Below are 25,900 nucleotides of genomic sequence, written 5' to 3'. Positions count from 1 at the left end.
CCCGCCGGCTGATTACCGGAACTAATCACGGATCCCGGCCCGGCCCGCGAGACCACGCAGACGGCCGTCCCGCCCGAACCGCGGGCGCGACAGCAGGGTCCGCAGCGCCTCCCGGGCGCCGTCCGACGCGCAGACCTGCTGCGGCGCGATCATCTCGGCCCGGTACAGGGCGGTCACCGCCGGGTCCTCCAGGCCGCGGCCCTGCAGCAGAGCCCGCGACAGATCGATGAAGTAGGTGGCCCGGCGCTGCGCCGAGGGCAGGCTCTCCGGATGGAAACCGGGCATCGGGGTACGGGCGGCCACCCCGTCGCCGAGCGCCACCAGGACGGCGAGCCGCCACATGCCCACGTTCGTCGGCCCGAAACTGAACCAGTCGTCGGCCCGTTCCCCGGTGAACGCCGCGACCGCCGCCGCCTCGTCCAGATGGGCGGTCGCCGCCTCGGCCCGGCCCGCCCGCGCCGCCATCTCCGCCGCGATCAGATGATGCATCCCGTAGGTCCCGGCGGTGACCGGGTTCGCACCGGCGTACCGGGACAAACGCTCGATCCCGTCCCCGACGACCCGGTCGGCGCCGGCGGTGGTGCCGACCGCCCGGATCCGCGCATAGTTCGCCAGCCCCAGGTAGGCCGGTTCGCCGAGGTCCTCCGCCGCCCGCATCGCCATCCCGGCCGGGGCGAGCGTCAGATCCGGATGCCCCAGCTGCACACAGGTGGCCACCGTGGTCGAACACACCTCCACCACCCGGCGCAGATGGCACCGCCCGGCCGCCCCCGCGGCCGCTCGCGAACCCAGTACGGTCAGCGCCTCTGCCAACGCCGGAACCAGCAGGTCGTAGCGGCACGCGCCGTAGAAGCGGTCCAGGGTGGCGGTGTCCACGTCGCCGGCCGTCGACGGTTCTCCGCCGGTCACCACCGGAACCGCCAGCGCCACGATCCCGGCCCGCAACCCGGCGACCGCCGCCGCACCCACCGGTGATTCCGGCGTCCCGTCGTCCGTCCGCCCGGTCAGCTCACCCACCGAGATCTGCAACGCCCGGGCCAGGGATTCCCGCGCGGCCCGACGTTCCAGAGGCGCGGTCCCGCTCTCGATCTGCGCCACATATCCCTGGCTGAACCCGGCCAGCTCGGCCAGCACCCGTTGGCTGAGCCCACGCCGTAGCCGCCAGCGCCGCAGCCGCGTCCCCACATGTTCCATCCGGTGATCACCCACGCCCACTGAACACCGGCCGCCGATCCGCACAACGCACACCCTGTCCGTCGATCCCGCCGCCCTGCCGTGGCGCCGTTGAGTGATCGGTGCCGGTTTTCCGGAGGAGTGCGGGTCTTTGGGTGACCCTGGAGTGCTGTGAGAAGATCACTGTCCGCGCTCGTCTGCGCGATCCTGCTGGCCACCCCGGCGCCTGTTTCGGCTTCGCCGGTGGCTTCGGCCTACGTCATCCGTCCCGGCGACACCCTCTCCTCGATCGCCAAGCGATACCGGGTCGCCCTGTCTGACCTGCGTGCCTGGAACGGCATCGCCCGTGGGGAGCCGCTGCGGGTGGATGGCCTGCTGCGCCTGACCGCCCCGGAGACGCCGCTGCCCGCTTGGAGCACCCGTGTACTCACCGTGACCGCTGCCGAGGCCAACGGGGATCCGGCCAAGAAGTGTCCGGTTCCGGCGTCCGACCTGCGCAAGATCTGGGTTCGCTATCTGGGGTTCGACGGTCTGGCCCACGACGGGTACGTGATCATGCACCACACGGTGGCGGGTGCGATTCAGCGGGCGTTCGGCCGGCTGTACCGGTGGCGGTTCCCGATCATGGCGATGCCGCCGATGGTGGTCGAGGACCGTACGGTGCTGACGCTCGGCTACGAGTGCCGGTTCGTGGCGGGTACGACGAGGTGGTCGCAGCATTCGTACGGCCTGGCGATCGACATCAACCCGCGCCAGAATCCGATGCTCCGCGGTGACTATCTGGATCCGCCGAACAGCCGGACGTGGCTGGCCCGGGAGCACTACTGGCCGGGGATGATGCACGAGGACGGTGCGGTGCCCGCGTTCACGGTCGAGGGCTTCTATTGGGGTGGCCGGTGGAAGACTCTCCTCGACTACATGCATTTCAGTACAAATGACCGCTGATACTCCGTTCAAGATCCCGGGTCCCGGGGTAGGAGGACGGTGACCGTATCCGCCGGAAAGAGGAGATCAGATGAGTGCCGTCGCCAACCCGGCCACTGTCGCCGAGTGCCTTCGTGTCGGGGCCGGGTTCTCGCAGGGTGACCGGAACTGGATCGTCGAGCAGTTCGGCACCCTGGACAGCCGGCTGGCCGCCTTCCACGCCGACGCCACCGAACTCGAGATCTCGGTGAAGGACCGGGAGTCGCGCGGCCAGAAGGTCACCCTGGAGTGCTGGGTCAACGGGGGTGACAAGGTCGTCACCACGTCGTCGGAGGAGGACCTGCACGCCGCGATCATGGACGTCCGTGATGACCTGCGCCGGCGGCTGAACGACGCCAAGACGAAGCAGGAGCCGCGCCACAACCGTCATCTGCGTGAGGTTCCGCAGCCGGCCGACGTGGAACTCTGACTCCGGCGTGTGCCCCGGCCGGATGTCGCCGGTCGGGGCACGGACGCCGCACCGTGATCATGAAATCACCATTGGAGAATGGTGGGCGAACGCGCCGCCCCGAATCGGCCGTGCGCCCACCATGCCGTTCGCGGATGATCAGTGGTTGATTTCCGCGACCTCCCGCAAAATGCTTGCGCGGGAAAACAATCGACACACTCGCCCGTTCGCGGCGGTGCGCGAATGCGAATATAAGCGCTGCGCCGGACGGTTGAAGTTCTCGGTGAGCAAGGCCACCTGCTTCGACGAATCTTTACTTTCGCGAAGTGGTAGGCGATTCGCGCACGGGGATGAATCGGGCGCAAACGGTAAAGGAAACAAAATTTGCGGTACGCGCTTCGCGTACCGCGGCAGGGTTGAAATAGATCTGCCCCCGCCCGGCGAAAGGCGGAGGCAGACCCGGTGTCAGGCCTCCGCGGGCCGAGAATCCGGCGGCGGAGAAGGCGCGCCGGAAACGGGCTCGGCAGAAACGGTCGCGGCCGACGGGGCCGGGGAGGACGGCGTGGCCGTGACCGGCGTGGCCGTGACCGGCGTGGCCGAGACAGGCGTGGCGGAAGGCGGCGGCGCGGAAACCGGATCCGGAGGCGGCGGCGTTTCGGTGAGCTGTTCGCGGAGATAGATCCAGAGGACCGCCACCATCGCCGCGACAGGCACCGCGAGCAACGCCCCCACGATCCCGTAGAGGCTGCTGCCGAGGGTCACCGCGAGCAGAACCACCCCGGCATGCAGCCCGAGCCCCCGGCTCTGGAGCATCGGCTGGAAGACGTTCCCCTCCAGTTGCTGCACGACGATGATGATGGCCAGCACGATCAGCGCATCGGTCCATCCGTCGGTGACGAACGTGATGACGACCGCGACGAACCCGGCGAAGAGCGCACCCACGATCGGGATGAACGCGGTCACGAAGGTGAGCACGGCGAGCGGAAGCGCGAGGTCGACCCCGAGAACGGCAAGACCGATTCCGATGAGTACGGCGTCCAACAGCCCGACGAGTGCCTGCGACCGGACGAACGATCCGAGCACCTCCCAGCACCGGGACGCGACCGCGGGCACGTCACCGGCGAGGCGGCCGGGAAGCTGACGGCCGAGCCAGGGCAGGAACCGCGGCCCGTCCTTCAGGAAGAAGAACATCAGGAACAGCGCGAGCACCGTGTTGACCAGGCCGTTGAACACCGAACTGACGCCGCTCAGGGTGGCCGTCGCGATGCTGCCGACGCTGGCCTGCAGCTTGTCGACGGCGGCGTCGAGGTAGACGGTGATGTCCTCGTTGCTGATCCTCAGCGGCGGCCCGGCGGCCCAGCTCTGCAACTCCTTGACCCCGGCCACGACCTGATCGGCCAACTCGGGGCCCTTGGCCGCGACGGGCGCCACGATGCCGACCATCGTGCCGATCGCGACCACCAGGAAGAGCAGGGTGACCAGTCCGGCGGCGAGGGCCGGTGGCCAGCTGTGCCGGCGCAGGAACCGGACCGGCGGCCAGGTCAGCGTGGTGAGCAGCAGCGCGATGACGACCGGCCAGATGATCGACCAGGCGCCGCCGAGCATCCGCCACGCCACCCAGCCGGCCAGCAGGACCAGCAGCAGCTGCAGCGACACGCTCGCCGAGGTGCGCAGCGCTGTTCGCGTCTTTCTCGAGTTCAAGCCGGTGACCATGTGATCACCCTAGAAGCAACGATCACCCGGTGCGCGCCGGGACGCGCGCCCGGCGGTGGCGGGCGATGGTGGGCACCGCGGTGGCCACCAGGATGAGCAGGGCGGTGCCGGTCGCGCACCACATGATCGCCTGAAGGGTGTGCGGCACGACGAACTCGGCGACCACGACGAGCAGCCCGGTCCCGGCCCACAGCGGGGCCGACGGCCACTTCGCGCCGGCCGCGACCTGGGCGTTGATCAGCACGAACACCAGGGCGTAGAGCGCGCCGGTGGCGGCGAACACCGGCGCGTAGCGGCCCAGTGCCACGTAGTTCTCGCCGCCCGCGAACCGGAACGCCAGTCCGCCGGCCACCGCGGACGCCGTCACCAGGATCGTCCCGGAGGCGGTGACCAGGCCGAGCGCGACGATCAGGGCACGCCGGCTGCCTTTCGCGAGCCGTGGAAGCAGCAGCACGGTGACCACCTGCGGCGCCCAGATCGCGCCCTTGGTGAGAACGGTGCCGACCGCGTACGCCCCTGACTCGTGGCCCGGCAGCAGATGCCGGGCCAGCAGGAAATCGGCGTAGGAGACGACGAGCATGGCGAGGGTGGCCGAGCACGCGGTGAAGACCTGCCGGGCGGTGATGGTCATACCGGCCCGGACACCACGGACGGCGCGGGTGAGCACCGGGAGCACCGCCGGGATGAGCAGGGCGGTGGCGGTGCCGATCAGCATCGACCCGGTCAGTCCGGCGCCCAGCAACAGTCCGGCGCTGAGACCGCCGTACCGGCCGGCGGCCAGCACCGACATGCCCAGCGCGAGACGCAGGAACCGCTCGTCGCCCTGCAACTCGCCGAGCCAGCGCCCGGCCGGCACGATCGCGCCGGTGTAGACGGCCAGCAGCAGGATCACCGGCGCCGGCACGTCGAGCAGGGCGTCGGCGACCGGCGCGAGCATCGCGACCAGGGCGGCACACGCGGCCGCGGTGAGCCAGCCGGCTCGCCGCGCCGTGGCGCCGGGCTGTTTGGCCCGGTGCACGGCGACGGCGATCTGCAGACCCATGCTGGGCACGGCGACGATGCCGGCGATGGCCAGGACGGTGGCCAGAGCGCCGAGATCGGAGGCGTTCAGGGTACGGGCCCCGAGCACCGGCACCAGGTAACCGAAGGCGCTGGTCACCGCGCTGGCCACGGCGACCGCCGCGGCGCCGATCCCGAGGCGCGAGGGGGCTACAGCCGTCCCTCTTCCACCGCCTGCGTGATCCACGGGATCACCTCGTCCAGCATCGTGTCGAGGCTGGTCTCGGCGGTGAAACCGAGCACCTCGGCGGCCTTGGTCACGTCCGGCACGCGCATCGCGACGTCGTGCGCGAACGGTTCGTCGCTGACCACCCGGAACGGCACGTCCGGCCCCTTGATCTTGCGCCAGATCACCTCGGCCAGCTGGAGCACGGTGGTGGACTCGGCGGTCGACAGGTTGAAGTCGTCGTTCAGCGCGCTCTCGTGCTCGATCGCGGTCGCGATGCCCCGCGCGAGGTCCCCGCCGTACGTGTAATGCCGCACCTGGTCGCCGGAACCCAGCACATGCAGCGGGTCCTGGCCCTTGAGCACCTTCTGCACCAGGTCCGGGACGACGTGCGACATGGCCAGCTTGACGTTGCCGGACATCACCTCGGCCGAACCGAGCGCCCGGCCCTCGCCGATGCCGACGCAGTTGAACGGACGCACGATGGTGTACGGCAGCTTGTACTGGTCCCAGGCGGCGCGGGCGTAGTACTCGACGGCCAGCTTCTGGAAGCCGTACGACGAGATCGGCGGCGGCACCTCCAGCTGGTCGCCCTCCTTGCTGGGCCAGCGGTCGGTCGACTCGAAGACCATCGACGACGACACGTAGGTGACCTTCTTCAGCGTCCCGCCGTTGCGGTGCGCCGCGATCGCCGCGTCACACGACGACGCCATGATCCGCTCGTTGGTGGCGAGCAGGTCGTACGCGTACGCGTGGAAGTAGGAGATGCCACCGATCATCGCCGCACCGGCCACGAAGTGGTCGCAGCCCGCCAGCAGCCGGGTCACCAGCTCGGTGTCCCGGGCGTCGCCCTCGGTGAAGCTGTAGTTCGGGTGGTCGTCGTAGCTGTGCGACACCGGCCCGTACTTGGAGAAGTTGTCCAGGCCGACGACCTCGTGCCCGCGGCCCAGCAGTTCCTCGACCAGATATCCGCCGATGAAACCGGCCGAGCCGGTGACCAGCACCTTCATACTGTGCCTTCCTGGGCATGCTCTCCCGGCCCTCGCCTGGGAGGCTTCCTGTTGAGTGCAGGGGGTCGCGGCTCGGTGCAGTCGATCATGCCGGCGTGTCCTCCCTGTGTCGCCCACCGACAACCGGTGCCGGAGCAGGCCTCTTCGCCGCCCAGCGGGCGGCCATCTGAGCGTCCGACATCCGCCGGCCGAACGCGAAAAAGTACCAGCGCAGATAACTCGGCATGAACCGGCCCACGTCGAAGTGTGACTCGCCGAGCTGCCGGTCGAGCCAGATCGTCGGGATCTCGGCCACCGGGCGGCGCAGCCGGGTCGCCTTCGCGGTCAGCTCGATGCCGATCTCGAAACCGGTGTCCGACTCGATGCCCACTTCACGGACGAATTCGGTGTCGTACGCCTTGAAGCTGTTCGTGGCGTCGCGGGTGCCGACCCGGGCGAACGTCTTGAGCGTCTTGCCCGCCCACCGGGACGCGATCCGCTTGAACCGGGGACCGCCCACCTGCTGCCCACCGGGCATGTAGCGGGACGCCGCCGCGACCACCACCCCGCGGTCGACGAGTCGGGCCAGTTCGTCGATCTGCTGCGGGTCGTCGCAGCCGTCGGCCATCGTCACGACCGCCACCGGGGCGCGTGCCGCGTCGATGCCGAACCGGATCGCGTTGGCCGGCCCGCGCCCGTACGTGTTGAGCACCGCCCGCACCCGCGGGTCGGTGCGGGCCAGCTCGTTCACGAACGGCACCGTGGTGTCCTCGGGCATGTCGTGCACGACCAGTATCTCGGCCGGCAGCAGCACCTCCCGGAGGATCCGCTCCAGGTGGCGGACCACCTCCGGTCCCTCGTTGTAGACCGGGATGACGACGGAGACCCGTGGCGTCATACCAGCACCCCCTGTCCGGTGAGGCCCCACATGTCGATGACCGGTTTCTCGGTGTCCAGCGTCCGGTAGTCCGGGTGCGGCGAGGCGATCACCAGCAGGTCGGCGCGCTTGAGCACGTCGTCGAGCGGCAGGAACCGGTCGTCCTTGACGTAGGGATCGGTGCAGAGGGTCTCCCGCGCCTTCAAGGTCAAGATCTTGCGCAGCTTGTACGCCAGACTGTCCCGTGAGTCGTCGGAGCCACCCTTGAACGCCATCCCGAGGATGCCGACGCTCAGCTCGCCGAGGTCGAAGCGGTCCTCCAGCCGGGACACCAGGTACAGCGGCAGGCCCTCGTTGATCAGCATCGCGGAGTGGCCCAGCACGAAGTTGTTCCGGTTGAACGCGGCCAGCTGCATGGTGTCCTTGAGTAGGCACGGCCCGGCCGCGAACCCGGGCATCGGCAGGTCGGCGGCGCGCGGGTAGTCGTACGCGACGGCGTGCCGGATCCGTGCGAAATCGAGGCCGAAGTCGTTGGCCATCATCCAGAACTGGTTGGCCGCGGCGAACTTCAGATAGCGCCAGGTGTTGGTGAACAGTTTCGCCAGCTCGGCCTCTTCGGGTTCGAGCGTGACGATCGAGTCGGTCAGGTGCCGGAACAGCTTCTCCGCCCGGTCGAGGGCCTGCGGGGTACGCGCGGCGACGATCTGCGGCAGGGCGAAGAGCTCGGTCATCGCCTTGCCCTCGGCGATCCGCTCCGGGCAGAACGCCACGTCGACGTGCAGGCCGCGGCTGTTCAGCAGCTTCTCGGTGAGTGCGGTGACACCCGGGTAGACGGTGCTGCGCAGCACGATCAGCTGGCCGTCGTGCAGGTATTCGACGCAGCGCTCGATCGCCCGCGGCACCGCGCCCAGGTCCGGGTTGAGGTGCTCGTCGACCGGGGTGCCGACCACCACGACCAGCGCCTCGGCCCGTCCGACACTCTCCGGGGCGGTGTCGGCCCGCAACCGGCCGGCGGCCAGCGCCTCGGCCAACGGCTCGGCCGCGCCCTCCTCGTCGAACGGCATGACACCCGAGTTGACCCGGTCCACCGCGGCCGCGTCGATGTCGTACAGCAACACGGACAAGCCACGGGAGGCGAGGGCGATGCCCAGCGGCAGGCCCACCCGGCCACATCCTCCGACCACGCAGACGTCCACCCCGGCCTCTGTGCCGGTGACGTCCAGGGAATCGGTCATCTCGCCTCGCAATCGCCTCGGTGCCACCGATCTGTGTCGGCTCTGTATCGGCTTGGTGTCGGCTCGTGCAGGTTACTGGTGAGTCAATCTCGGGTCTAGTGGCTACTTTGAACGCTGATTCAGCGGGTCGGACCAGCACGTCTCGCCCTGTTGATCGGCCCCGACCTGTCCAAAGGAGGGAGCCTGTGGCAACCTGCTGACGTGTCCTTGGCTCCGCAACCCGAGCGCAGCTCACCGCCTTCACTACCGAGCGGTAACCCGATTCCCGGGATCACCCTGTCCGTGACCGCCGTCGCCGCCGTGCTGATCGCGATCAGCGTGGCCGCGCGAGCGATGATCGCGCACCGCGGATATCTGTCGTACGACGACTTCCCGCTCGTCTCGATGGCGGAGAAGCACGGGCTGAGCCCCGACTACCTCTTCGGTCTGTTCAACAACCACCTGATGCCGGCCGGTCAGTTGGTCACGTGGATGACCAACCAGGTCGGCGGGTTCACCTACACGCCGTACCTGACGTTGCTGGTGGTCGGGCAGCTGGCGGTGAGCATCGCGCTCTACCGGCTGCTGCACCTGATGCTGGAGCCCGGCTGGGCGGTGCTGGTGCCGCTGTCGATCTTCCTGTTCAGCCCGCTGACCCTGGAGGCCACCTCGTGGTGGGCGGTCGGGATCAACATGCTGCCGATGCAGCTGGCGATGATCCTCGCGGTCGGTGCACAGGTGAAATACATCCGGACCCGCAGGCCGAAACACCTGGTCACGCTTGGTCTGTCGATCGCGTTCGGGCTGATCTTCTTCGAGAAGGCACTGCTCGCGGTCGCCCTGGTCTTTTTGACCACGCTGTGCCTCTACACCCGGGGCGGCCCGTTCCGGTCGCTGTGGACCACGATCCGCCGCTGGTGGCCGTCGTGGGCGGTGCTGACCAACATCTCAGTGCTGTTCCTGCTCTTCTACCTGCTCCGGTCGACCTCCTCGCTGCGCCGGCCGTCCTCGGTGCAGGAGGTGATCACGTTCGTCACCCAGATGTTCGGCAACACGCTCTTCCCCGGCATGGTGGGCGGGCCGTGGCAGTGGATGGCCGCCGGTGACGGCGCCCCGGTCACCGCGCCGGTGGAGGCCTTCCGCTGGGCCGCGACCGGCGTCGTGGTGCTGCTCATGGCGTTCACCGTGTGGCTGCGGGGCGCCGAGGCCGGGCGGGCGTGGCTGCTGATGTTCCTGTATACGGCGCTGGTGGCGGGCCTGCTCGGGGCGACCCGCCTCGGGTCGATCTACAGCGGCGTGGCCGGTGCGGTGCCCCGCTACATCGCCGACGTGATGGTGGTGGTGGCGATCGCGGCCGGTGCCGCGTTCTGCGGGGTGCGACGCGAGGGGATCGAGGAGGCGGCCGCTCCGGTCCGGCCGCGGGCCCGGCTGCTCACCGGCCCCCGGGCACTGCCGGTGCTCGCGTTCGTGATCGTGCTGCTGGGGGCCAGCGCCGGTCTGACGTCGATCCGGTTCGGCGACGAGTGGGCGATCAAGAAGGGCCGCGACTACCTGCTCACCGCGAAGGCGGAGCTGGCCGCCGCACCGGCGGGCACGGTGTTCATGGACGGGACGGTCCCCGAGGACGTGGTGGGGCGGCTGTCCGCGCCGTACAACAAACAGTCCGAGTTCTTCTCGCCGCTCGGCAAGGACGGCCCGATCTTCGTGATCCAGTCCCGTCAGCTGTCGGCGTTCGACGAGGGCGGCCACATCCGCCGGGCCTGGGTGAACGGGGTCTCCGCGCAGCCGGGACCGGTGCAGGGCTGTGGGTATCGGATCACCGGCGCCCCGGTCACCGTCCCGCTGCAGTCGACCGTCTTCGACTACTGGTGGGTGGTGCGGATCGCGTACCTGAGCGACAAGAACGCCTCGGCGACGCTGCGGATCGGTTCCGGCGAGCTGATCCCGTTCGACGTGCACCAGGGGCTGAACGAGGTGTTCGCGCTCGCCTCGGGCGGCGGGAACACGGTCGAGATCGACCTGCTCGGTGACGGAGCCGGGGTCTGCACCGACGAGATCACCGTGGGCCAGGTCGTCCCGGCCCCGGCGGGGTAGTGCGCGCGGGGCCGGTCCTCCACACGATCGCGGGCGCCGTCACGGCGGTCGTGCTCGCGCCGCTCGCCCTGCCCGGGTACGTGCTGCGCTACGACATGACGTTCGTGCCGCGGCAGCCGATGACCTGGGAGATGGTGGCCCCGGCGGACGCGCTGCCGCGGGCCGTGCCGCTGGACGCCGTGGTGTCGGCGGCGAACACGGTGATGCCGGGCTGGCTGCTGCAGCGGATCGCACTGGTGGCGATCGTCTACCTGGCCGCCCTCGGCGCGGCCCGGCTGCTGCCCACCCAACGGCTGCTACCCCGAGCCGTGGCGGCGCTGGCCTTCGCGTGGACCCCGTTCCTGGCCGAACGCCTCCTGCTCGGCCAGTGGGCGCTGCTTCTCGCGTACGCCTGCCTGCCCTGGCTGATCATCGCGGCGCGGGACGTGCGCGCCGGCCGCAAGGGTGGCCTGCCTCGCCTGGTGATCGCGGCCGGACCGGCCGCCCTGACGCCCACCGGCGGCCTGATCGCGCTGGTGACCGTGGCCGTGCTGCTGCCGCTGCGTCGGCGGGTGACCGCCGCCGCCCTGGCCGCGGTGACCGCGCTGAACGCGCCGTGGCTGGTGGCCGCGCTGACCAGCCCGGCCGGGGGAGCGTCCGACCCGGAGGGGGTGGCCCAGTTCGCGGCCCGTGCCGAGAACTGGGCGGGCACGCTCGCCGCGCTGCTCGGGACCGGCGGCATCTGGAACGCGCAGACCGTCCCGGCCAGTCGTGAGTCGGTGCTGGCCCCGCTGGTGACGCTGGTGCTGCTGGCAGTGGCCGTGCCGGGCCTGCGGGAGCTGCGCCGCCGCCTGCCGGACGTCGCGGACCGGCTGTTCGTGCTGGCCGCCGGTGGATTCGTACTGGCGCTGGCCGGGATCACGCCGGCCGCCGGGCTGCTGGAGTGGGCGGTCGTGCACGTGCCGGGCGGCGGGCTGCTCCGCGACGGGCAGAAGTTCCTCATCCCGTACACCCTGGTCCTGGCCCTCGGTTTCGCTCTCGGCGCCGAGCTGATCGCCGAACGTCTCGCCCGCCGATGGGATCCGGCCTCCGGCCGGGCCCTGCTCGTCGCGGCCGCGCTGCTGCCGGTGATGCTGTTGCCGGATCTCGCGTTCGGTGCGATGGGACAGCTCAGGCCGGTACGGTATCCGGCCGATTGGGACGCGGTGGCAAGACTGGTGTCGGCGAGTCCGGGCGAGGTGCTGTCCCTGCCTTTCGAGGGCTATCAGCGGTACGGCTGGGCCGGCGGCGTGGTGATCAGGGATCCGGCGCCCCGTTTCCTGGACGTGCCGGTGCTGATGAACGACGCCCTGCGGGTCGGTCTGGTGACCGTCGACGGCGAGAGCCCACGGGCCGGCGCCGTCGGCGCGCTGCTCGCCGCGGGACGCCCGGCGGCCGCCGCCGGAACCCGCTGGGTGCTCGTCGCCGAGGGTGCCCAGCAGCTGGACAATTCCGTACTTTCGGGTCTGCGCCAGGTTTACGACGGTCGGTACCTTCAACTGTGGGAGAACCCGTCGGCGCCCGCTGTCCTCCGAGAGGCGGACTCCGGTCGCCGTGCTGCCGCCCTGGTCGCGCACCTGCTCGCGGCCGCGGTCGTGATCGGCGGGGTTCTCTCCCTACTGCTACTGGGCAGTAGATCGTGGTACCGTCCGCGCACCTACCGAACCGGGGAGGAAAGATCATGGCCAAACTGGCCACGTTCATTGTTGCGACGTTCGCCGGGGGCATCCTCGGGGTCGTCGGAGTGTTCGCGGCGGCCAGCGCCCTGAACCCCTCCGCCGACCACGTCGCCAGCGTGAGCAAGACCGATCCGCAGCAGGGTGCGGCGGCCTACGGCTCTCGCTGAGTACCGAGGAAACAGCCGGTCAGCATCTCGCTGACCGGCTGTTTTCGTTCTGCGGTCGCTAGTTGCGAACCGGCTCGTCGGCCGGGATCTGCTGGCCGCCGCCCAGCTGCCGGGCCACCACGTCGGAGAATCCCTGGCCGGCCTTCTCCCAGGTGAAGGCGCTCGCGTGCACGGCCGCGGCCAGGCCCATCCCGGTCCGGCGGGAGGCGTCCAGCAGCAGCGCGCGGACCTGGAGGAAGAAGTCGTACTCGTTCTCCACGAGCACGCCGGTCTCCCCGTCGGCCATCGCGTCGGCCACCCCGCCCGCCGAGCGGAACGCCACCGAGGGTGTGCCCCGGACGCCCGCCTCGACGATGGTCAGGCCCCAGCCCTCCTTGAGTGAGGGCATCAGCAGCAGCCACGACCGGCAGAGCAGCTCGTGCTTGTGCTCCTCGGTGACGAAGCCGGTGAACCGCACCCGGTCCTCGATCCCCAGGTCGGCGGTGAGCTGCAGTAGCGGCTCGTCCCACCAGCCCTGCCCGGCCACCACCAGTTCGATGGTGGGCAGTTCGGCGGCGAGCAGCGCGGTGGCCCGCAACGCGAACTCGACCCGTTTGTGCGGCACCAGCCGGCCCAGCACCATCAGGGTCGGGTTGGGGCTGCGCGGATGCGGTGGTCCGGTCACCTCGGGTGTCCCGTTGTGCACCACCGAGATCCGGTGCCGGTCCACGCCCAGGCCGACCAGTTCCTCACGGGTCGACTCGGAGACCGTCACGTACGCGCAGCGCCGGTAGACCCGGACGGCCAGTACCGACTCGATCCACCAGCCGATCCGTGCGATCCGTGGGCCGAACACCACCGGCCACTGCTCCCGGTGCACGTGGTGGACCAGCACGATCACCGGTTTACGGACATAGAGGCGGCTGAGGAACGGCATGCCGTTGCCCACGTCTATGATCAGGTCCGGTCGGCCGAGGCGACGTCGGGACAGTGGTCCGATGCCGAGGAAGCCGAGCAGGTAGGTGATGGCGGCCAGAAGGTAGACGGTGTGCCGTCCACCGCGGCGGACGATCCGCACCCCCTCCGGGGTGCTCTCCTCCGCCGGGGCGGTCCCGTGTGCCTGGCAGAGCAGGGTCACGCGGTAACCGTGGCGCACCAGTTCGGTGGCCACCCGGTCCAGGTAGAGCTCTGAGCCCCCGCCCTCGGGGTGCTTGGTGTCGCGCCAGTTCATGAACAGGACGTGACCGCCGCAGGCATCCGTCATGGTCTACTCTGCCACCCCTACTAGCGAGTACGATTCGCGGTCGCGTCACACTAGGTCAGCTCTGGGAACGTACGCAACGGGCGCGTTACATCGGAAGGAGCCGCGTGAGCGAAGGGAGCCTCCGCTCGCGACCGGAGTTCTGGCCGGTCACGATGCTGAGCATCGCGCTGATCGCGGTTCTCGCGGGATGGTCGGGATATACGTATATCGATCGAACCCGGAGCGATCCGCCGTGCTCGCAGCGGACCACGCTGCGGGTCGCCGCCGCACCGAGCATCGCCCCGCCGATCCGGGAGATCGCCTCCCGGCTCACCGCGCGCGACGAGTGCCTCGACCTGATCGTCGAGGAGCGCGAGTCGGCGGATGTGCTGCGCGCGGTCGCGCGTACCGCCCCGGATTCGGCTGTCACGGTTTCCGGATCGGCTTCCGCGAGCCCGGCTGGAGGAAAGTCGGCAAGCCCGAGTGCCGGCGCCCCTGTCGAATCGGCCGAACCGGCCCCCGACGTCTGGGTGCCCGAGTCGACGTTGTGGCTGCGCCGGGCCCGGTCGGCCGGCGCGTTCGGGGTACCGGCCGAGGGCATCTCGGTGGCCACCTCCCCGGTCGTCCTCGCGCTCGACCAGAACACGGCCACCCGCCTGGCCGGCAAGAAGCAGCTCACCTGGCCGAAACTGGTCGGCGCCGCGAAGCTCCCGGTCCCGGTCGCGCTGCCCGACCCGGCGACCAGCCCGCTCGGCTTCGGCGCTCTGGTCGGCATCCGCAACATCGCCAAGGGCGACGCGCCGGGCACCGCGGCGATCATGCGGCGGCTGTCGCCGTACACCGTCTCCACCGCCGGTGAGGCCGTCCCGGACCCGGCCGGACCGGGTAAGGACGAGTCCGCGGTGATCAGCACCGAGCAGCAGGTCCTGTTCGCCGCCGACGGCGGGAAGAAGCAGGTCGCCGTCTACCCGGGGACCGCGGTGCCCGGGCCGGACTACCCGTACGCGGTGATCACCGCCGAGGACGAGCCGCGCGAGTACGCGGCCACCCTGCTGCGCGCGATGCTGGCCGCCAACGGGGCCTCGGTGATCAGCGCCTACGGGCTGCGCACCCCGTCCGGCGCCGCTCCGGCCGGGGTCGTGAGCGCCACCAAGATCCGCACCGGGACGTACGCGCCGGCCGCCCTGCCCTCCGAAACCGACACCGAAGCCCTGCTCAACGCGTGGGGCGGGGTGCACATCAGTGCCCGCATGCTGGCCGTCTTCGACATCTCCGGCTCGATGGCCGCGGTCGTCCCCGGCTCGTCGGAGACCCGGATGCAGGCCACCGTGAAGGCCGCCCAGGACGGGGTGAAGCTGCTGCTGCCCACCACCGAGCTGGGCATCTGGGAGTTCTCCACCGATCTGGACGGCAAACGCGACTATCGCGAGGTGATCCCGGTCGGCCCGATCGGCCCGCGTCGCGAGGAGCTGATCCGCAAGGTCGGCAGGATGGAGGTCGAGCCCAACGGGCACACCGGCCTCTACGACACCGCGCTCGCCGCGTACCGGGACGCCACCCGCAACTGGACGCCCGGCCGGATCAACATGGTGCTGATCCTGACCGACGGCACCGACGACAACGCGAGCGGCCTCAAACGCCCGGAACTCCTCCGTGAGCTGGGCCGGCTCGTCGACCGCAAACGCCCGCTGCCGATCCTTTTCATCGGTGTCGGCCCGGAGATCGACGCCGGCGAGCTGAACCAGATCGCCAAGGCCACCGGCGGTCAGGTCGCCCTCACCGAGAAGCCCTCCGGCATCCGACAGATCTTCTACACTGCGCTGGCCGAGTTCAGCTGCCTGCCTCCGAGGTGCCGCCGATGACCGCGACCCTGGAGCGGTCGACCCCTGTGACCAGCCTGCGGCCCTCGGTTCCGCCGAGCCCCAGCCGGCACGTGCTCGCCGGCCTGGGCGCCGTGGTCCTGATCGTTCTCGCCTTCATCCAGCGGCCCGGCCGGATCACCTTCGACACCAAGCTCGACATGGCCGAGAACCCGATCGGCTTCATGGAACGGGCGCTGCACCTGTGGAACCCGTGGTCCGCCTCCGGCGAACTTCAGCAGCAGGCGTACGGCTACCTGTTCCCGATGGGCCCGTTCTTCGCCGCCGGTGACCTGCTCGGTGTGCCGCCCTGGATCACCCAGCGGGTCTGGTGCGCGCTGCTGCTCTGCGCCGCCTACTTCGGCACCCTGCTGCTGGCCCGTGCGCTGCGGATCGGCACCGACGCCGGCCGGATCGTCGGCGCGCTCGCGTACGCGCTGGCCCCGCGCATGCTCACCGAGATCGGCCCGCTCTCCTCGGAGATGCTGCCGGTCGTCTTCCTGCCCTGGGTGATGCTGCCGCTGGTCCGGGCCCGCCAGTTCCGATCGCCCCGTCGGGCCGCCGCGCTCTCCGCCCTGGCCGCCCTCTTCATGGGCGGCATCAACGCGGCGGCCGTGGTGATGGCCCTGGTGCTGCCGGGTCTGTGGCTGATCACCCGCCGTTGGGACCGGCGCCTGTTCGCGCTGATGTTCTGGTGGGTGGTGTGCATCATCGGGACCACCCTGTGGTGGATCGTCCCGCTGCTGCTGTTCGGTCAGTACAGCCTGCCGTTCCTGGACTTCATCGAGTCGTCCGGCACCACCACCGCGGTCACCTCGCAGTACCAGGCGCTGCGCGGTACCAACCAGTGGGTCGGCTACATCGTGCAGGGCGACCCGTGGTGGCCGGCCGGCTGGACGCTCGTCGACAACCCGGCCCTGATGGCCGCGACCGCGCTGGTCGCCGTGCTCGGGCTGTGCGGTCTGGCGATGCGCGGGATGCCGGAGCGCCGCTTCCTGATCATCGCCGCGCTGACCGGCCTCAGCCTGCTCACCGTCGGCTACGTCGGCACCCTGGACAGCCCGTTCGCCCCGCTGGTGCGGGAGTTGCTGGACGGCCCGCTCGCCCCGCTGCGCAACGTGCACAAGTGGGAGCCGGTGCTACGGCTGCCCGTCGTGCTCGGCCTCGCCTACCTGGCGAGTAAGGCCTTCCGCTGGCGGCGGGTGCCGCTGCGGGTGCCGGCCGCCCCGCTGGTCGCGCTGCTGCTGGTGGTGGCGGCCGCGCCGGCCGGGATGATGCTGCTGCGCCCCGGGCCGGGCTGGTCCGAGATGCCGTCCTACTGGCGCGAGGCCACCGGCTGGCTCACCGATCAGAACGCGCAGGCCCGCACTCTGGTGGTGCCCGGCTCCGGGTTCGCCCAGCACACCTGGGGCCGGACCGTCGACGAGCCGATCCAGCCGCTGGCCGGGGCACCCTGGTCGACGCGTAACCAGATCCCGCTCAGCTCCGAGGGCAACATCCGAGTGATGGACACCGTCGAGGCGGTGCTCGAGCAGGGCCGCGGCTCACCGGCGCTGGCCGAGTTCCTGGCCCGCTCCGGCTACAAGTACCTGCTGGTCCGCAACGACCTGGACCGGGCCGCGTCCGGGGCGCCGCCGATCACCGTGGTGCGCGCCGCGATCGCCGGATCGCCGGGTCTCGGCCTGGCCGCCGACTTCGGCCCGCGGGTGGGCGTCGGTGGCTCCGACCCGAGCCCGGTCGATGCCGGAGTGTCGGTTCCGGCCATCGAGATCTACCAGGTCACCGCGGACGTCCCGCAGGTGTCGGCCACCGTGCTGGCCGACGTCCCGGTGGTCAGCGGCGGTCCCGAGTCGCTGCTCGGCGTACTCGAGCAGGGTTTGATCGACGGCGGTCAGCCGGCCGTGCTGGCCGGTGACGCCACCGGCAGGCTCGGCCTGACCACGGGTGAGTCGTCGGCCCGGCCGATCGTCTCGGACGGCCTGCGCCGCCGTGAGGTCAACATCGGCCGGGTCCGGGACAACATCAGTCAGACCCTGACCCGGTCGGAGAAGACCAGGCAGGGTCGCCTGCGCGCGGACTTCCTGCCGTTCCAGGGCAAGGTCCACCAGACCGTCGCCGAATATCAGGGCATCCGCTCGGTGCAGGCGTCCAGCAGTGTCGGGTTCGCCGACTCGATCAGTGCCACCGACCCGTCCGGGATGCCGTTCGCGGCCCTCGACGGCGATCCGGGTACGGCCTGGCGCTCCGACCCGTTCCAGTCCGGCGTCGGGCAGTGGATCGACGTCGAGCTGGGCACCGCCAAGCGGGTCACCGCGGTCACCGTCGACTTCTCCGAGGACCTGCGGGTCGCCGCCCCGGTCGCGATGGTCCGGCTCACCACCGACCAGGGCATCGTGGACCGGCTCGTGCCGGAGACCCCGGGACCGCACACGCTCTCCACGCTGCCCGGGCTCACCACCGCCGTACGCGTCACGGTGCTCGCCCTGCGCAGCGGCTACCGGGGTGCGGTCGCGCTACGCGAGCTGGGCATCCCCGGCCTGGACGCGGAGCGGGGCCTGCGGGCGCCGGACGACCTGGAGACCACGGCCACCCCGTCGTACGTGTTCGCCCGGGACGCCCAGCAGCGCGGCGCGTGCTGGAACTCCCGCTGTGACCAGTTCCTGGCCCGCAACGGCGAGGAGCCGCTGGGCCTGGACCGCTACTTCACCACCCCGGTCGACGCCGCGTACGACCTGCGCCTCACCGCCCAGCTCCGCCCCGGCGCGACGGTCCCGCTGACCCTGCCGGTCCGCGCCTCCGCGTCGACGACGCTGGCCGGCGACGTCAACGCCGGTGCCCAGGCCGCGGTGGACGGTGACCCGGCCACCGCCTGGCTGGCCGAACCCACCGACGACAACGCCACGCTCACCCTGGCCTGGACCGGTGTGCGCCGGATCGACCGGATCACGGTGACCGCCCCGGCGGCGCCCACCGCGGCCACCCCCACGAAGGTGTCGATCCGGGTCGGCGACAAGGTCACGGTCACCGACATCGGCCCGGGTGGGCTCGTCACGTTCCCGGCGGCGAACACCGACCGGATCGACGTCACCGTCGTCAACGCCGACCGGGTGATCGCGGACCCGCGCGGTCAGGGCTGGCCGGCCCCGGACGGGATCGCCGAGATCACCGTCCCCGGCCTGAACGGGCTGCTCACCCCGGCCGCGGACAGCACCCCGCTGGCTGCCGCCTGCGGCACCGGCCCTACCGTGGAGATCGGCGGGGTCACCTACCCGACGTCGGTCACCGGCACCCTCGCCGACGTCCGCACCGGCCGGGACCTGCCGGTGACCATCTGCGACGACTTCGCCGTGGACGCGGTCCAACTGCCGGCCGGTGACCAGCACCTGCGGACCAAGCCGTCGGCGGCGTTCCTGATCGACACGGCCACGATCGTCCCGGACGGCTCGCCCGCCGCAGCCCCGGCCGTCACCCGTCGGGCGGTCACCGTCGAGAAGTGGGACGCCACCGCGCGGACCGTCACGGTCGCCGCCGGCGAGGCGTCGCTGCTGGTCGTGCCGGAGAACCACAACGCCGGCTGGGCCGCCACGCTGAACGGGCAGGAGCTGCGCCCGGTCCGGGTGGACGGTTGGCAGCAGGCGTTCGTGGTGCCGGCCGGCGAGGAAGGCTCGGTGATCTTGCGCTTCACCCCGGACGAGCCGTACCGTACCGGCCTTGCGGCCGGTGCGGGATGCATCCTGCTGGTCGCGATCCTGGCGCTGCTCCCGGTCCGCCGGCGTGCCGTGGTGGCGGGTCCGTCGCCGGATCGTGGATCCGGTCGAGCCGGGTGGACGCGGGCCTGGTGGATGTTCGTGCCGCTGATGATCCTCGCGGTCGTCCTCGGTGGTCCGGCGGGTGCGGCACTGCTGCTGGCGGCGCTCATCGTGCGGCAGGTGCGGCCACGCTGGCTGCCACCGCTCGCCTTCACGGCCGCCGCGGCGGGCATCGGGATCGCGGTCGGTGGTCGGCTGCTGGGACACGGTCAGGAGTGGGCGTACGGCGCCGCGGTGCAGCTGGCGATGCTGGCGGCCGCCTGCGCGGTCGCGGCCGCCGCCGCACCGTCGGCGGGTAGGCCGGAGAGGGAGATCTCAGTGGACGACCAGCCGATCGTCGAGCACCGGGCCACGCTGGGCCGGTCGGTACGCCTGTTCCGCACCTTCCTGGTCGAGCAGACCGACCCGGACCGGTTCTACTCGCTGCTCGCCGAGGACTCGGTACGCCAGCTCGGCGCCTACGTCGACCTGAACCGGGCCCGGGTGCTCGACGTCGGCGGGGGGCCGGGATATTTCGCCTCCGAGTTCGAGAAGGCCGGCGCCTCGTACCACGGGCTCGACCCGGCCGTCGGTGACTTCGCCGACGCCGGGGCCAAGGTCGCCGGTATGGTGCGGGGCAGTGGCACCGCTCTGCCGATCCGGACCGGCTCCCTGGACGTCTGCTATTCGTCGAACGTCCTGGAGCATGTCTCCGAACCGGAGAAGATGCTCGACGAGATGGTCCGGGTGACCCGCCCGGGCGGCACCGTCTTCGTGTCTTTCACACCGTGGTGGTCACCGCACGGCGGACACGAGACGGGACCCTGGCACCTGCTCGGCGGCGAACGTGCCCGACGCCGTTACCTGCGGAAATTCGGTCGCGAGCCGAAGAACCGTTACATGGAGACGCTCTTCCCGGTCAGTGCGGCGCGAATGATGCGCTGGGCCCGGGCCGCCCGCCGTGCCGGCGCTGTCACGGTGGTCGATGTGATTCCGCGATACCACCCCTGGTGGGCCCACTGGGTGGCCTCGGTGCCGGTGCTCCGGGAGTTCGCGACGTGGAACTTCACGGTCGTGTTCCGGCGCGAAAACGAGTCCGTTTCAACAATCGTTCAGGAAGATGTGTCAGGGGTCTCGCTTCCTGATGTGACTCAGTAGTAACCTCCTGCAAGCTCGGCATACATCTCACCTGCCGCAATTTCGTTTCCATCCTCGTGGAGGACATATGAAGTCCCGCGTCATCGGCACCGTGCTGTTCGGTTTCGGCGTCTTGGCGCTGGTGTTCGCCGGCGGCCTTGCCTTCGTCGTGGCACCGACAGCCGCTCAGCTCCCGTACGACATGGAGCTGACCCAGTCGGTGGCCGAGGCGCCGAACGCCCGTTTCATGCAGATCACCAACGGCCAGGTAGTGGTCAACTCCGGCAACCTGCGCTCGACGGTCACCGTTCAGCCCGACGCCGGTTCGACCGCGAAGCTCAGCGGCGGCCTGGACGGCACCGCCCTCGTCTGGGTGGCCGGCCAGCAGGTCCAGCGCACCGACACGTCCGAGCTGGTCAGCGCGTACAGCACGTCGCTCGCGGTGGACCGCAAGACGGGTGCCGCGCAGGACTGGAGCGGCCAGTGGCTGGACACCGGCGGCGAGCGTGAGCCGGTCAAGTACGCCGGCCAGGTCTACAAGTTCCCGTTCGGTACCGAGAAGAAGACCTACCAGATCTTCGACCGGGACATCCTCGCCGCCAAGGACGCGGTCTTCGTGAAGACCGAGGAGATCCAGGGCCTGGAGACCTACCAGTTCCAGCAGACCCTCACCGATGAGACCCAGAACGTCCCGGCCGACCGGCTCTCGGTGATCCTCGGCGCGCTGCTGCCCGGCGCGACCAGCGGCTCGGTCAAGTACAGCAACGTCCGTACCGTCTGGGTCGAGCCGAAGACCGGCGCCTACATCAAGGTGCAGGAACAGCAGAAGAAGCAGCTCGTCTCCACCGACGGCCGCTCGGTCGACATCCTCGACGCCAACTTCGCCTACACCGACGAGACCGTCAAGAAGTCGGCTGACACGGCCAAGTCGAACGTCAGCAAGCTGAACCTGGTCGGCGTCTGGGGCCCGATCGGCCTCGCCGCGCTCGGCCTGCTGCTGGCGATCATCGGCGGCATCCTGGTCGCCCGTGGTGGCAAGGCGGCTCCGGTCGCGGTTCCGGGCCAGTGGGCCGGCACCCCGCGGCACGCCGCCAAGGAAGAGGACGACGAGGCGGAGACCACCCAGGTCACCTCGGACAAGGCCTGACCGTTTCGACTGAGCCCGTACCATCGCAGACTCCGGCGATGGTGCGGGCTTTTTCGTGCCTCACAACGGTCGGGCCGGGGAGGTGACCTTCGGGTAATCGGCGACGCACTTTCAAGTGACCACGTGGAAACCGGGGCTTTCTAGGTTTGGTGGGCAAGCTAAACGTTTGAAGGGGTGTCCGTGGCTGCCGATGTCACCCAGGTGCGAACCGTGTGCGGGTACTGCGGCGTCGGCTGTGGGATGGTGCTCGACGTAGCGCGCCAGGACGACGGCCCGCTGAAGGTGATCAAGGCGAGCGGCGACCGGGACCACCCGGCGAACGCGGGACGCCTCTGCACCAAGGGCGCGACCAGCGCCGACCTGCTCGCCGCGACCGGCCGACTGGACACCGCGCTGGTCCGCGCCGACCGGGGCGCCACCCCGGCACCGTTGGGCGTGGACGCGGCGATCAGCGAGACCGCCCGCCGGCTGCGCGCGATAGTCGACGAGCACGGCCCGGACGCCTTCGCCATGTACGTCTCCGGTCAGATGACCCTGGAGGCGCAGTACCTGGCGAACAAGCTGGTCAAGGGCTACATCGGGACCAACAACATCGAGTCCAACTCGCGGCTGTGCATGGCCAGTGCGGGCACCGGCTACAAGCTGTCGCTGGGCGCGGACGGGCCGCCCGGCTCCTACGACGACCTCGACCACGCCGACGTGTTCCTGGTGATCGGTTCGAACATGGCCGACTGCCACCCGATCCTCTTCCTGCGGATGATGGAACGGGTCAAGGCCGGCGCCAGGCTGATCGTCGTCGACCCGCGCCGTACCGCCACCGCCGAGAAGGCCGATCTGTTCCTGCAGATCCGGCCGGGCACCGACCTGGCCCTGCTCAACGGCCTGCTCGGGTTGATCACGCCGGACCTGGACTTCATCGAGTCGTGGACCGAGGGCTGGGAGGTGATGCCGTCGTTCCTCGCCGACTACACCCCGGACCGGGTCGCTGAACTGACCGGCCTCGCCGAGGACGACATCCGGACGGCGGCCGGGTGGATCGGCGCCGCCGCGAACTGGGTCAGCCTGTGGACCATGGGACTCAACCAGAGCACCCACGGCACCTGGAACACCAACGCCCTGATCAACCTGCACCTGGCGACCGGCGCGATCTGCCGTACCGGCAGCGGCCCGTTCTCGCTCACCGGCCAGCCCAACGCGATGGGCGGCCGCGAGATGGGCTACATGGGCCCGGGGCTGCCCGGCCAGCGGTCCGTGCTGGTTCCAGCCGATCGCGAATTCACCGAGAAGGTCTGGGGCGTGCCGGCCGGCACCCTGCGCACCGACGTCGGCCGGGGCACCGTCGACATGTTCGAGCAGATGGCCGCCGGGCGGATCAAGGCCTGCTGGGTGGTCTGCACCAACCCGGTCGCCTCGGTCGGCAACCGCAAGACGGTGATCGCCGGTCTGGAAGCCGCCGAACTGGTGATCACCCAGGACGCGTTCGCCGAGACCGAGACCAACGCCTACGCCGACATCGCGCTGCCCGCGGCCATGTGGTCCGAGGCCGACGGCATCATGATCAATTCGGAGCGCAACCTCACCCTGGTCCACCCGGTGGTCCCGCCGCCGGGCGAGGCGCTGCCCGACTGGCAGATCATCGCCCGGATCGCGGTCGAGATGGGTTACCGCGAGGCCTTCACCTACGGTTCGGCCGAGGAGATCCTCGAGGAGATCAAGAACTTCGCCAACCCGCAGACGGGGTACGACCTCCGCGGCGTCACCTACGAACGTCTGGCCCGGGGCCCGGTCCAGTGGCCCGCCGCCCCGGACGGCCCGGACCGGAACCCGATCCGCTACCGCACCGCCGACGGCGGGCTGCGTTTCGCCACCCCCGGCGGCAAGGCGGTCTTCCACGCCCGCCCGCACACCGACCCGGCCGAGCTGCCCGACGACGATTACCCGTTCGTCCTCAACACCGGCCGACTCCAGCATCAGTGGCACACCATGACCAAGACCGGCAAGATCGCGAAGCTGAACCGGCTCAACCCGAAGCCGTTCCTGGAGATCAACGCGGTCGACGCCGAGTTGTATGAGATCGCCGCCGGTGACCTGGTGGAGATCGCGTCCCGCCGCGGACGGGCCGTGCTGCCGGCCGTGGTCACCGACCGGGTGCTGCCCGGCACCTGCTTCGCGCCGATGCACTGGAACGACCTGTTCGGCGAGTACGTCAGCGTCAACGCGGTCACCAGCGACGCCGTCGACCCGATCTCGTTCCAGCCGGAGCTCAAGGTGTGCGCGGTCTCGCTCACCCGGGTCGCCGCCGCGCCGCCCCCGGCCGTCACCCCGCCGGCCGGGCACTCGATCGCCGAGGCGGCGCTGTCCGTCGAGGCCAACGCGGTGCTCGCCCGGCTCGGGCTCGACCCGGCGCCGCCGGTGCTCGACGAGGGGCAGCGGCGGTATCTCGCCGGGTTCCTGGCCGGGGCCACCCTGCGGCCCGCCCCGGCGGCGCTGCCCGAGAACGCGCCGTTCGACCGGGCCACGGCCATGTGGGTCAACGGGCTGCTCGCGGGGGTGCTCTCACCCGTACCGCCGCCGGGTGTCGATCTCGCCCTGCACCAGCCGGCGACGGCTCGCCTGCAGGTGCTGTGGGCGTCGCAGACCGGCAACGCCGAAGACTTCGCGCGGACCGTGGCCGGGCGTCTCGCCGAGACCGGGCGGCAGGTGAGCGTGCTCGGGATGGACGGGCCGGCCGCCGACCTGCTCGATCCCGGTGCCGACGTGCTCGTGGTGACCAGCACGTTCGGTGACGGGGACGCGCCCGACAACGGGAGCACGTTCTGGGACTCGCTCGCCGGTGACGGGGCGCCGCGCCTCGACGGGCAGCGGTACGCGGTGCTCGCCTTCGGCGACTCCAACTACGACGACTTCTGCGGGCACGGGCGGCGTCTCGACGAACGGCTCGCCGAACTCGGCGCGGTCCGGCTGGCCCCGCGGGCCGACTGCGAGCCCGATTTCGAGGAGACCGCCGACGGCTGGCTCGCCTCGGTGCTGGCCGCCCTGACCTCCTCCCCGGTCGTGCCCGCCGCCCCCTCCGCCGCGCCGTTGAAAGCCGCGCCGGTCACCGCGTCGCTGGTCGGTAATCGGCTGCTCAGCCGGCCCGGGTCGGCCAAGGAGGTCCGGCAGTTCACCTTCGACACCGGCGGGATGATCGACTACCGGGCCGGTGACGCGCTCGGCGTCTGGCCGGTCAACTGCCCCGAACTGGTCACCGAGTGGCTCGACGTGACCGGCCTGGCCGCGGACACCGTCGTCACCCTCGACCGGGTCGGCGACGTGGCCCTCCTCGACGCGCTGACCAGGCACCTCGACATCACCCGGGTCACCACCGACCTGCTGCGGTTCGTCGCCGAACGCAGCGGCTCCGGCCAGCTCAAGACCCTGCTGCGCAGCGACAACAAGGGCGAACTCGCCAAGTGGACCTGGGGCCGGCAGGCCGTCGACGTGCTCGCCGAACACCCGATCGACGTCACCGCCCAGGAACTGTCCGACGTCCTCAAGAAACTCCAGCCCCGGCACTACTCGATCAGTTCGACCCCGGTCACCGACCCGAACCTGGTCAGCCTCACCGTCTCGGTGGTCCGCTTCGACAACCATCGGGGCCGCTCCCGCAAGGGCGTCTGCTCCACCCACCTGGCCGACGCCCCGGCCGGCGTCGACGTGCCGGTCTTCGTGCAGAAGGCGCCACACTTCCGGATCCCGGCCGACCCGAATACGCCGATGATCATGGTGGGTCCCGGCACCGGTGTCGCCCCGTTCCTCGGCTTCCTGCACGAACGTCAGGCCACCGGCGCGCCCGGCGGCAACTGGCTGTTCTTCGGTGAACAGCGCAGCAGCACCGACTTCTACTACGCCGAGGAACTGGAGGCCCTACGCGCCGACGGCATCCTGAGCCGCTTCGACGTGGCGTTCTCTCGCGACCAGCGGTCCAAGATCTATGTTCAGGACCGGATGCGTGAGAAGGGCGCCATGCTGTGGGCCTGGCTGCAGGCGGGCGCCCACTTCTACGTGTGCGGCGACGCCAGCCGGATGGCCCGCGACGTGGACCAGGCCCTGCACGACATCGCCGTCAACCACGGCCGCCTGGACACCGAGGCGGCCACCGCCTACCTGAAGCAGTTGGCCACCGAGAAGCGCTACGTCCGAGACGTCTACTGACGCCCCACCCTCCGCGGGCCGGCCGAGCCGGG

Annotated in this window: 15 protein-coding genes; 8 read left to right on the top strand and 7 right to left on the bottom strand. The window is 70.6% G+C overall.

Annotated elements, in window-relative coordinates; genetic code table 11:
- Positions 1 to 21: 21 nt before the first annotated feature.
- Positions 22 to 1,194 carry a helix-turn-helix domain-containing protein gene (locus Q0Z83_RS33960; RefSeq protein WP_317787329.1) on the bottom strand — a complete coding sequence of 391 codons (1,173 nt, stop codon included), beginning with the start codon at positions 1,192 to 1,194 and terminating at the stop codon, positions 22 to 24.
- Between the two features lie 150 nt (positions 1,195 to 1,344).
- On the opposite strand from Q0Z83_RS33960, the gene Q0Z83_RS33955 reads away from it, so the two are divergent.
- Positions 1,345 to 2,118 (top strand): M15 family metallopeptidase, encoded by a 774-nt coding sequence (locus Q0Z83_RS33955; protein WP_317787328.1) that lies wholly within the window; start codon positions 1,345 to 1,347, stop codon positions 2,116 to 2,118.
- Between the two features lie 70 nt (positions 2,119 to 2,188).
- Positions 2,189 to 2,566, top strand: a complete 378-nt coding sequence (locus Q0Z83_RS33950) for an HPF/RaiA family ribosome-associated protein (RefSeq protein WP_317787327.1) — start codon at positions 2,189 to 2,191, stop codon at positions 2,564 to 2,566.
- 444 nt (positions 2,567 to 3,010) lie between these two features.
- On the opposite strand, the gene Q0Z83_RS33945 is transcribed toward Q0Z83_RS33950, so the two are convergent.
- The 5 genes from Q0Z83_RS33945 to Q0Z83_RS33925 all read right to left on the bottom strand — a co-directional run bounded on the left by Q0Z83_RS33945 (position 3,011) and on the right by Q0Z83_RS33925 (position 8,584).
- Complete coding sequence (locus tag Q0Z83_RS33945) at positions 3,011 to 4,246, bottom strand: AI-2E family transporter (RefSeq protein WP_317787326.1); 1,236 nt, start codon at positions 4,244 to 4,246, stop codon at positions 3,011 to 3,013.
- A gap of 34 nt (positions 4,247 to 4,280) precedes the next feature.
- Entirely contained in the window at positions 4,281 to 5,504 is a 1,224-nt protein-coding gene (locus tag Q0Z83_RS33940; protein ID WP_317787325.1) for a polysaccharide biosynthesis protein, read from the bottom strand.
- Positions 5,468 to 6,493 carry an NAD-dependent epimerase/dehydratase family protein gene (locus Q0Z83_RS33935; protein WP_317787324.1) on the bottom strand — a complete coding sequence of 342 codons (1,026 nt, stop codon included), beginning with the start codon at positions 6,491 to 6,493 and terminating at the stop codon, positions 5,468 to 5,470. Before Q0Z83_RS33935 ends, Q0Z83_RS33940 begins: the two co-directional genes overlap by 37 nt.
- A gap of 85 nt (positions 6,494 to 6,578) precedes the next feature.
- Entirely contained in the window at positions 6,579 to 7,370 is a 792-nt protein-coding gene (locus Q0Z83_RS33930; RefSeq protein ID WP_317787323.1) for a glycosyltransferase family 2 protein, read from the bottom strand.
- On the bottom strand, positions 7,367 to 8,584 hold the full coding sequence (locus tag Q0Z83_RS33925; RefSeq protein ID WP_317787322.1) for a nucleotide sugar dehydrogenase: 1,218 nt from the start codon (positions 8,582 to 8,584) through the stop codon (positions 7,367 to 7,369). Before Q0Z83_RS33925 ends, Q0Z83_RS33930 begins: the two co-directional genes overlap by 4 nt.
- Before the next feature lie 201 nt (positions 8,585 to 8,785).
- On the opposite strand from Q0Z83_RS33925, the gene Q0Z83_RS33920 reads away from it, so the two are divergent.
- Together Q0Z83_RS33920 and Q0Z83_RS33915 are read left to right on the top strand one after the other, a co-directional pair.
- Positions 8,786 to 10,657 carry a hypothetical protein gene (locus Q0Z83_RS33920; protein WP_317787321.1) on the top strand — a complete coding sequence of 624 codons (1,872 nt, stop codon included), beginning with the start codon at positions 8,786 to 8,788 and terminating at the stop codon, positions 10,655 to 10,657.
- A complete protein-coding gene (locus tag Q0Z83_RS33915) occupies positions 10,657 to 12,444 on the top strand; it encodes a hypothetical protein (RefSeq protein WP_317787320.1) in 1,788 nt (595 codons plus the stop codon). Before Q0Z83_RS33920 ends, Q0Z83_RS33915 begins: the two co-directional genes overlap by 1 nt.
- 135 nt (positions 12,445 to 12,579) lie before the next feature.
- On the opposite strand, the gene Q0Z83_RS33910 is transcribed toward Q0Z83_RS33915, so the two are convergent.
- Positions 12,580 to 13,764 (bottom strand): glycosyltransferase family 4 protein, encoded by a 1,185-nt coding sequence (locus tag Q0Z83_RS33910; RefSeq protein WP_317787319.1) that lies wholly within the window; start codon positions 13,762 to 13,764, stop codon positions 12,580 to 12,582.
- A 104-nt stretch (positions 13,765 to 13,868) separates the two neighbouring features.
- Between Q0Z83_RS33910 and Q0Z83_RS33905 the strand changes: the two genes are divergently transcribed.
- From Q0Z83_RS33905 to Q0Z83_RS33890, 4 genes are all read left to right on the top strand, one after another.
- Positions 13,869 to 15,605: a substrate-binding and VWA domain-containing protein gene (locus Q0Z83_RS33905; RefSeq protein WP_317787318.1), complete on the top strand. Its 1,737-nt coding sequence runs from the start codon at positions 13,869 to 13,871 to the stop codon at positions 15,603 to 15,605.
- Positions 15,602 to 20,548 (top strand): alpha-(1->3)-arabinofuranosyltransferase domain-containing protein, encoded by a 4,947-nt coding sequence (locus tag Q0Z83_RS33900; RefSeq protein ID WP_317787317.1) that lies wholly within the window; start codon positions 15,602 to 15,604, stop codon positions 20,546 to 20,548. Before Q0Z83_RS33905 ends, Q0Z83_RS33900 begins: the two co-directional genes overlap by 4 nt.
- 67 nt (positions 20,549 to 20,615) lie before the next feature.
- A complete protein-coding gene (locus Q0Z83_RS33895) occupies positions 20,616 to 21,674 on the top strand; it encodes a DUF3068 domain-containing protein (protein ID WP_317787316.1) in 1,059 nt (352 codons plus the stop codon).
- Between the two features lie 180 nt (positions 21,675 to 21,854).
- Positions 21,855 to 25,868 (top strand): bifunctional nitrate reductase/sulfite reductase flavoprotein subunit alpha, encoded by a 4,014-nt coding sequence (locus Q0Z83_RS33890; RefSeq protein ID WP_317787315.1) that lies wholly within the window; start codon positions 21,855 to 21,857, stop codon positions 25,866 to 25,868.
- Positions 25,869 to 25,900 lie beyond the last annotated feature (32 nt).

Source organism: Actinoplanes sichuanensis (assembly GCF_033097365.1).
GTDB lineage: Bacteria > Actinomycetota > Actinomycetes > Mycobacteriales > Micromonosporaceae > Actinoplanes > Actinoplanes sichuanensis.
The sequence above is the reverse complement of the archived record's forward strand: the minus strand, read 5'-3'. Positions and strand labels throughout refer to the sequence as shown.

Coding starts and splice junctions, on each gene's coding strand:
- Q0Z83_RS33960 (WP_317787329.1), bottom strand. CDS start 1,194: ATGGAACATGTGGGGACGCGGCTGCGGCGCTGGCGGCTACGGCGTGGG.
- Q0Z83_RS33950 (WP_317787327.1), top strand. CDS start 2,189: ATGAGTGCCGTCGCCAACCCGGCCACTGTCGCCGAGTGCCTTCGTGTC.
- Q0Z83_RS33935 (WP_317787324.1), bottom strand. CDS start 6,493: ATGAAGGTGCTGGTCACCGGCTCGGCCGGTTTCATCGGCGGATATCTG.
- Q0Z83_RS33930 (WP_317787323.1), bottom strand. CDS start 7,370: ATGACGCCACGGGTCTCCGTCGTCATCCCGGTCTACAACGAGGGACCG.
- Q0Z83_RS33925 (WP_317787322.1), bottom strand. CDS start 8,584: ATGACCGATTCCCTGGACGTCACCGGCACAGAGGCCGGGGTGGACGTC.
- Q0Z83_RS33910 (WP_317787319.1), bottom strand. CDS start 13,764: ATGACGGATGCCTGCGGCGGTCACGTCCTGTTCATGAACTGGCGCGAC.
- Q0Z83_RS33900 (WP_317787317.1), top strand. CDS start 15,602: ATGACCGCGACCCTGGAGCGGTCGACCCCTGTGACCAGCCTGCGGCCC.
- Q0Z83_RS33895 (WP_317787316.1), top strand. CDS start 20,616: ATGAAGTCCCGCGTCATCGGCACCGTGCTGTTCGGTTTCGGCGTCTTG.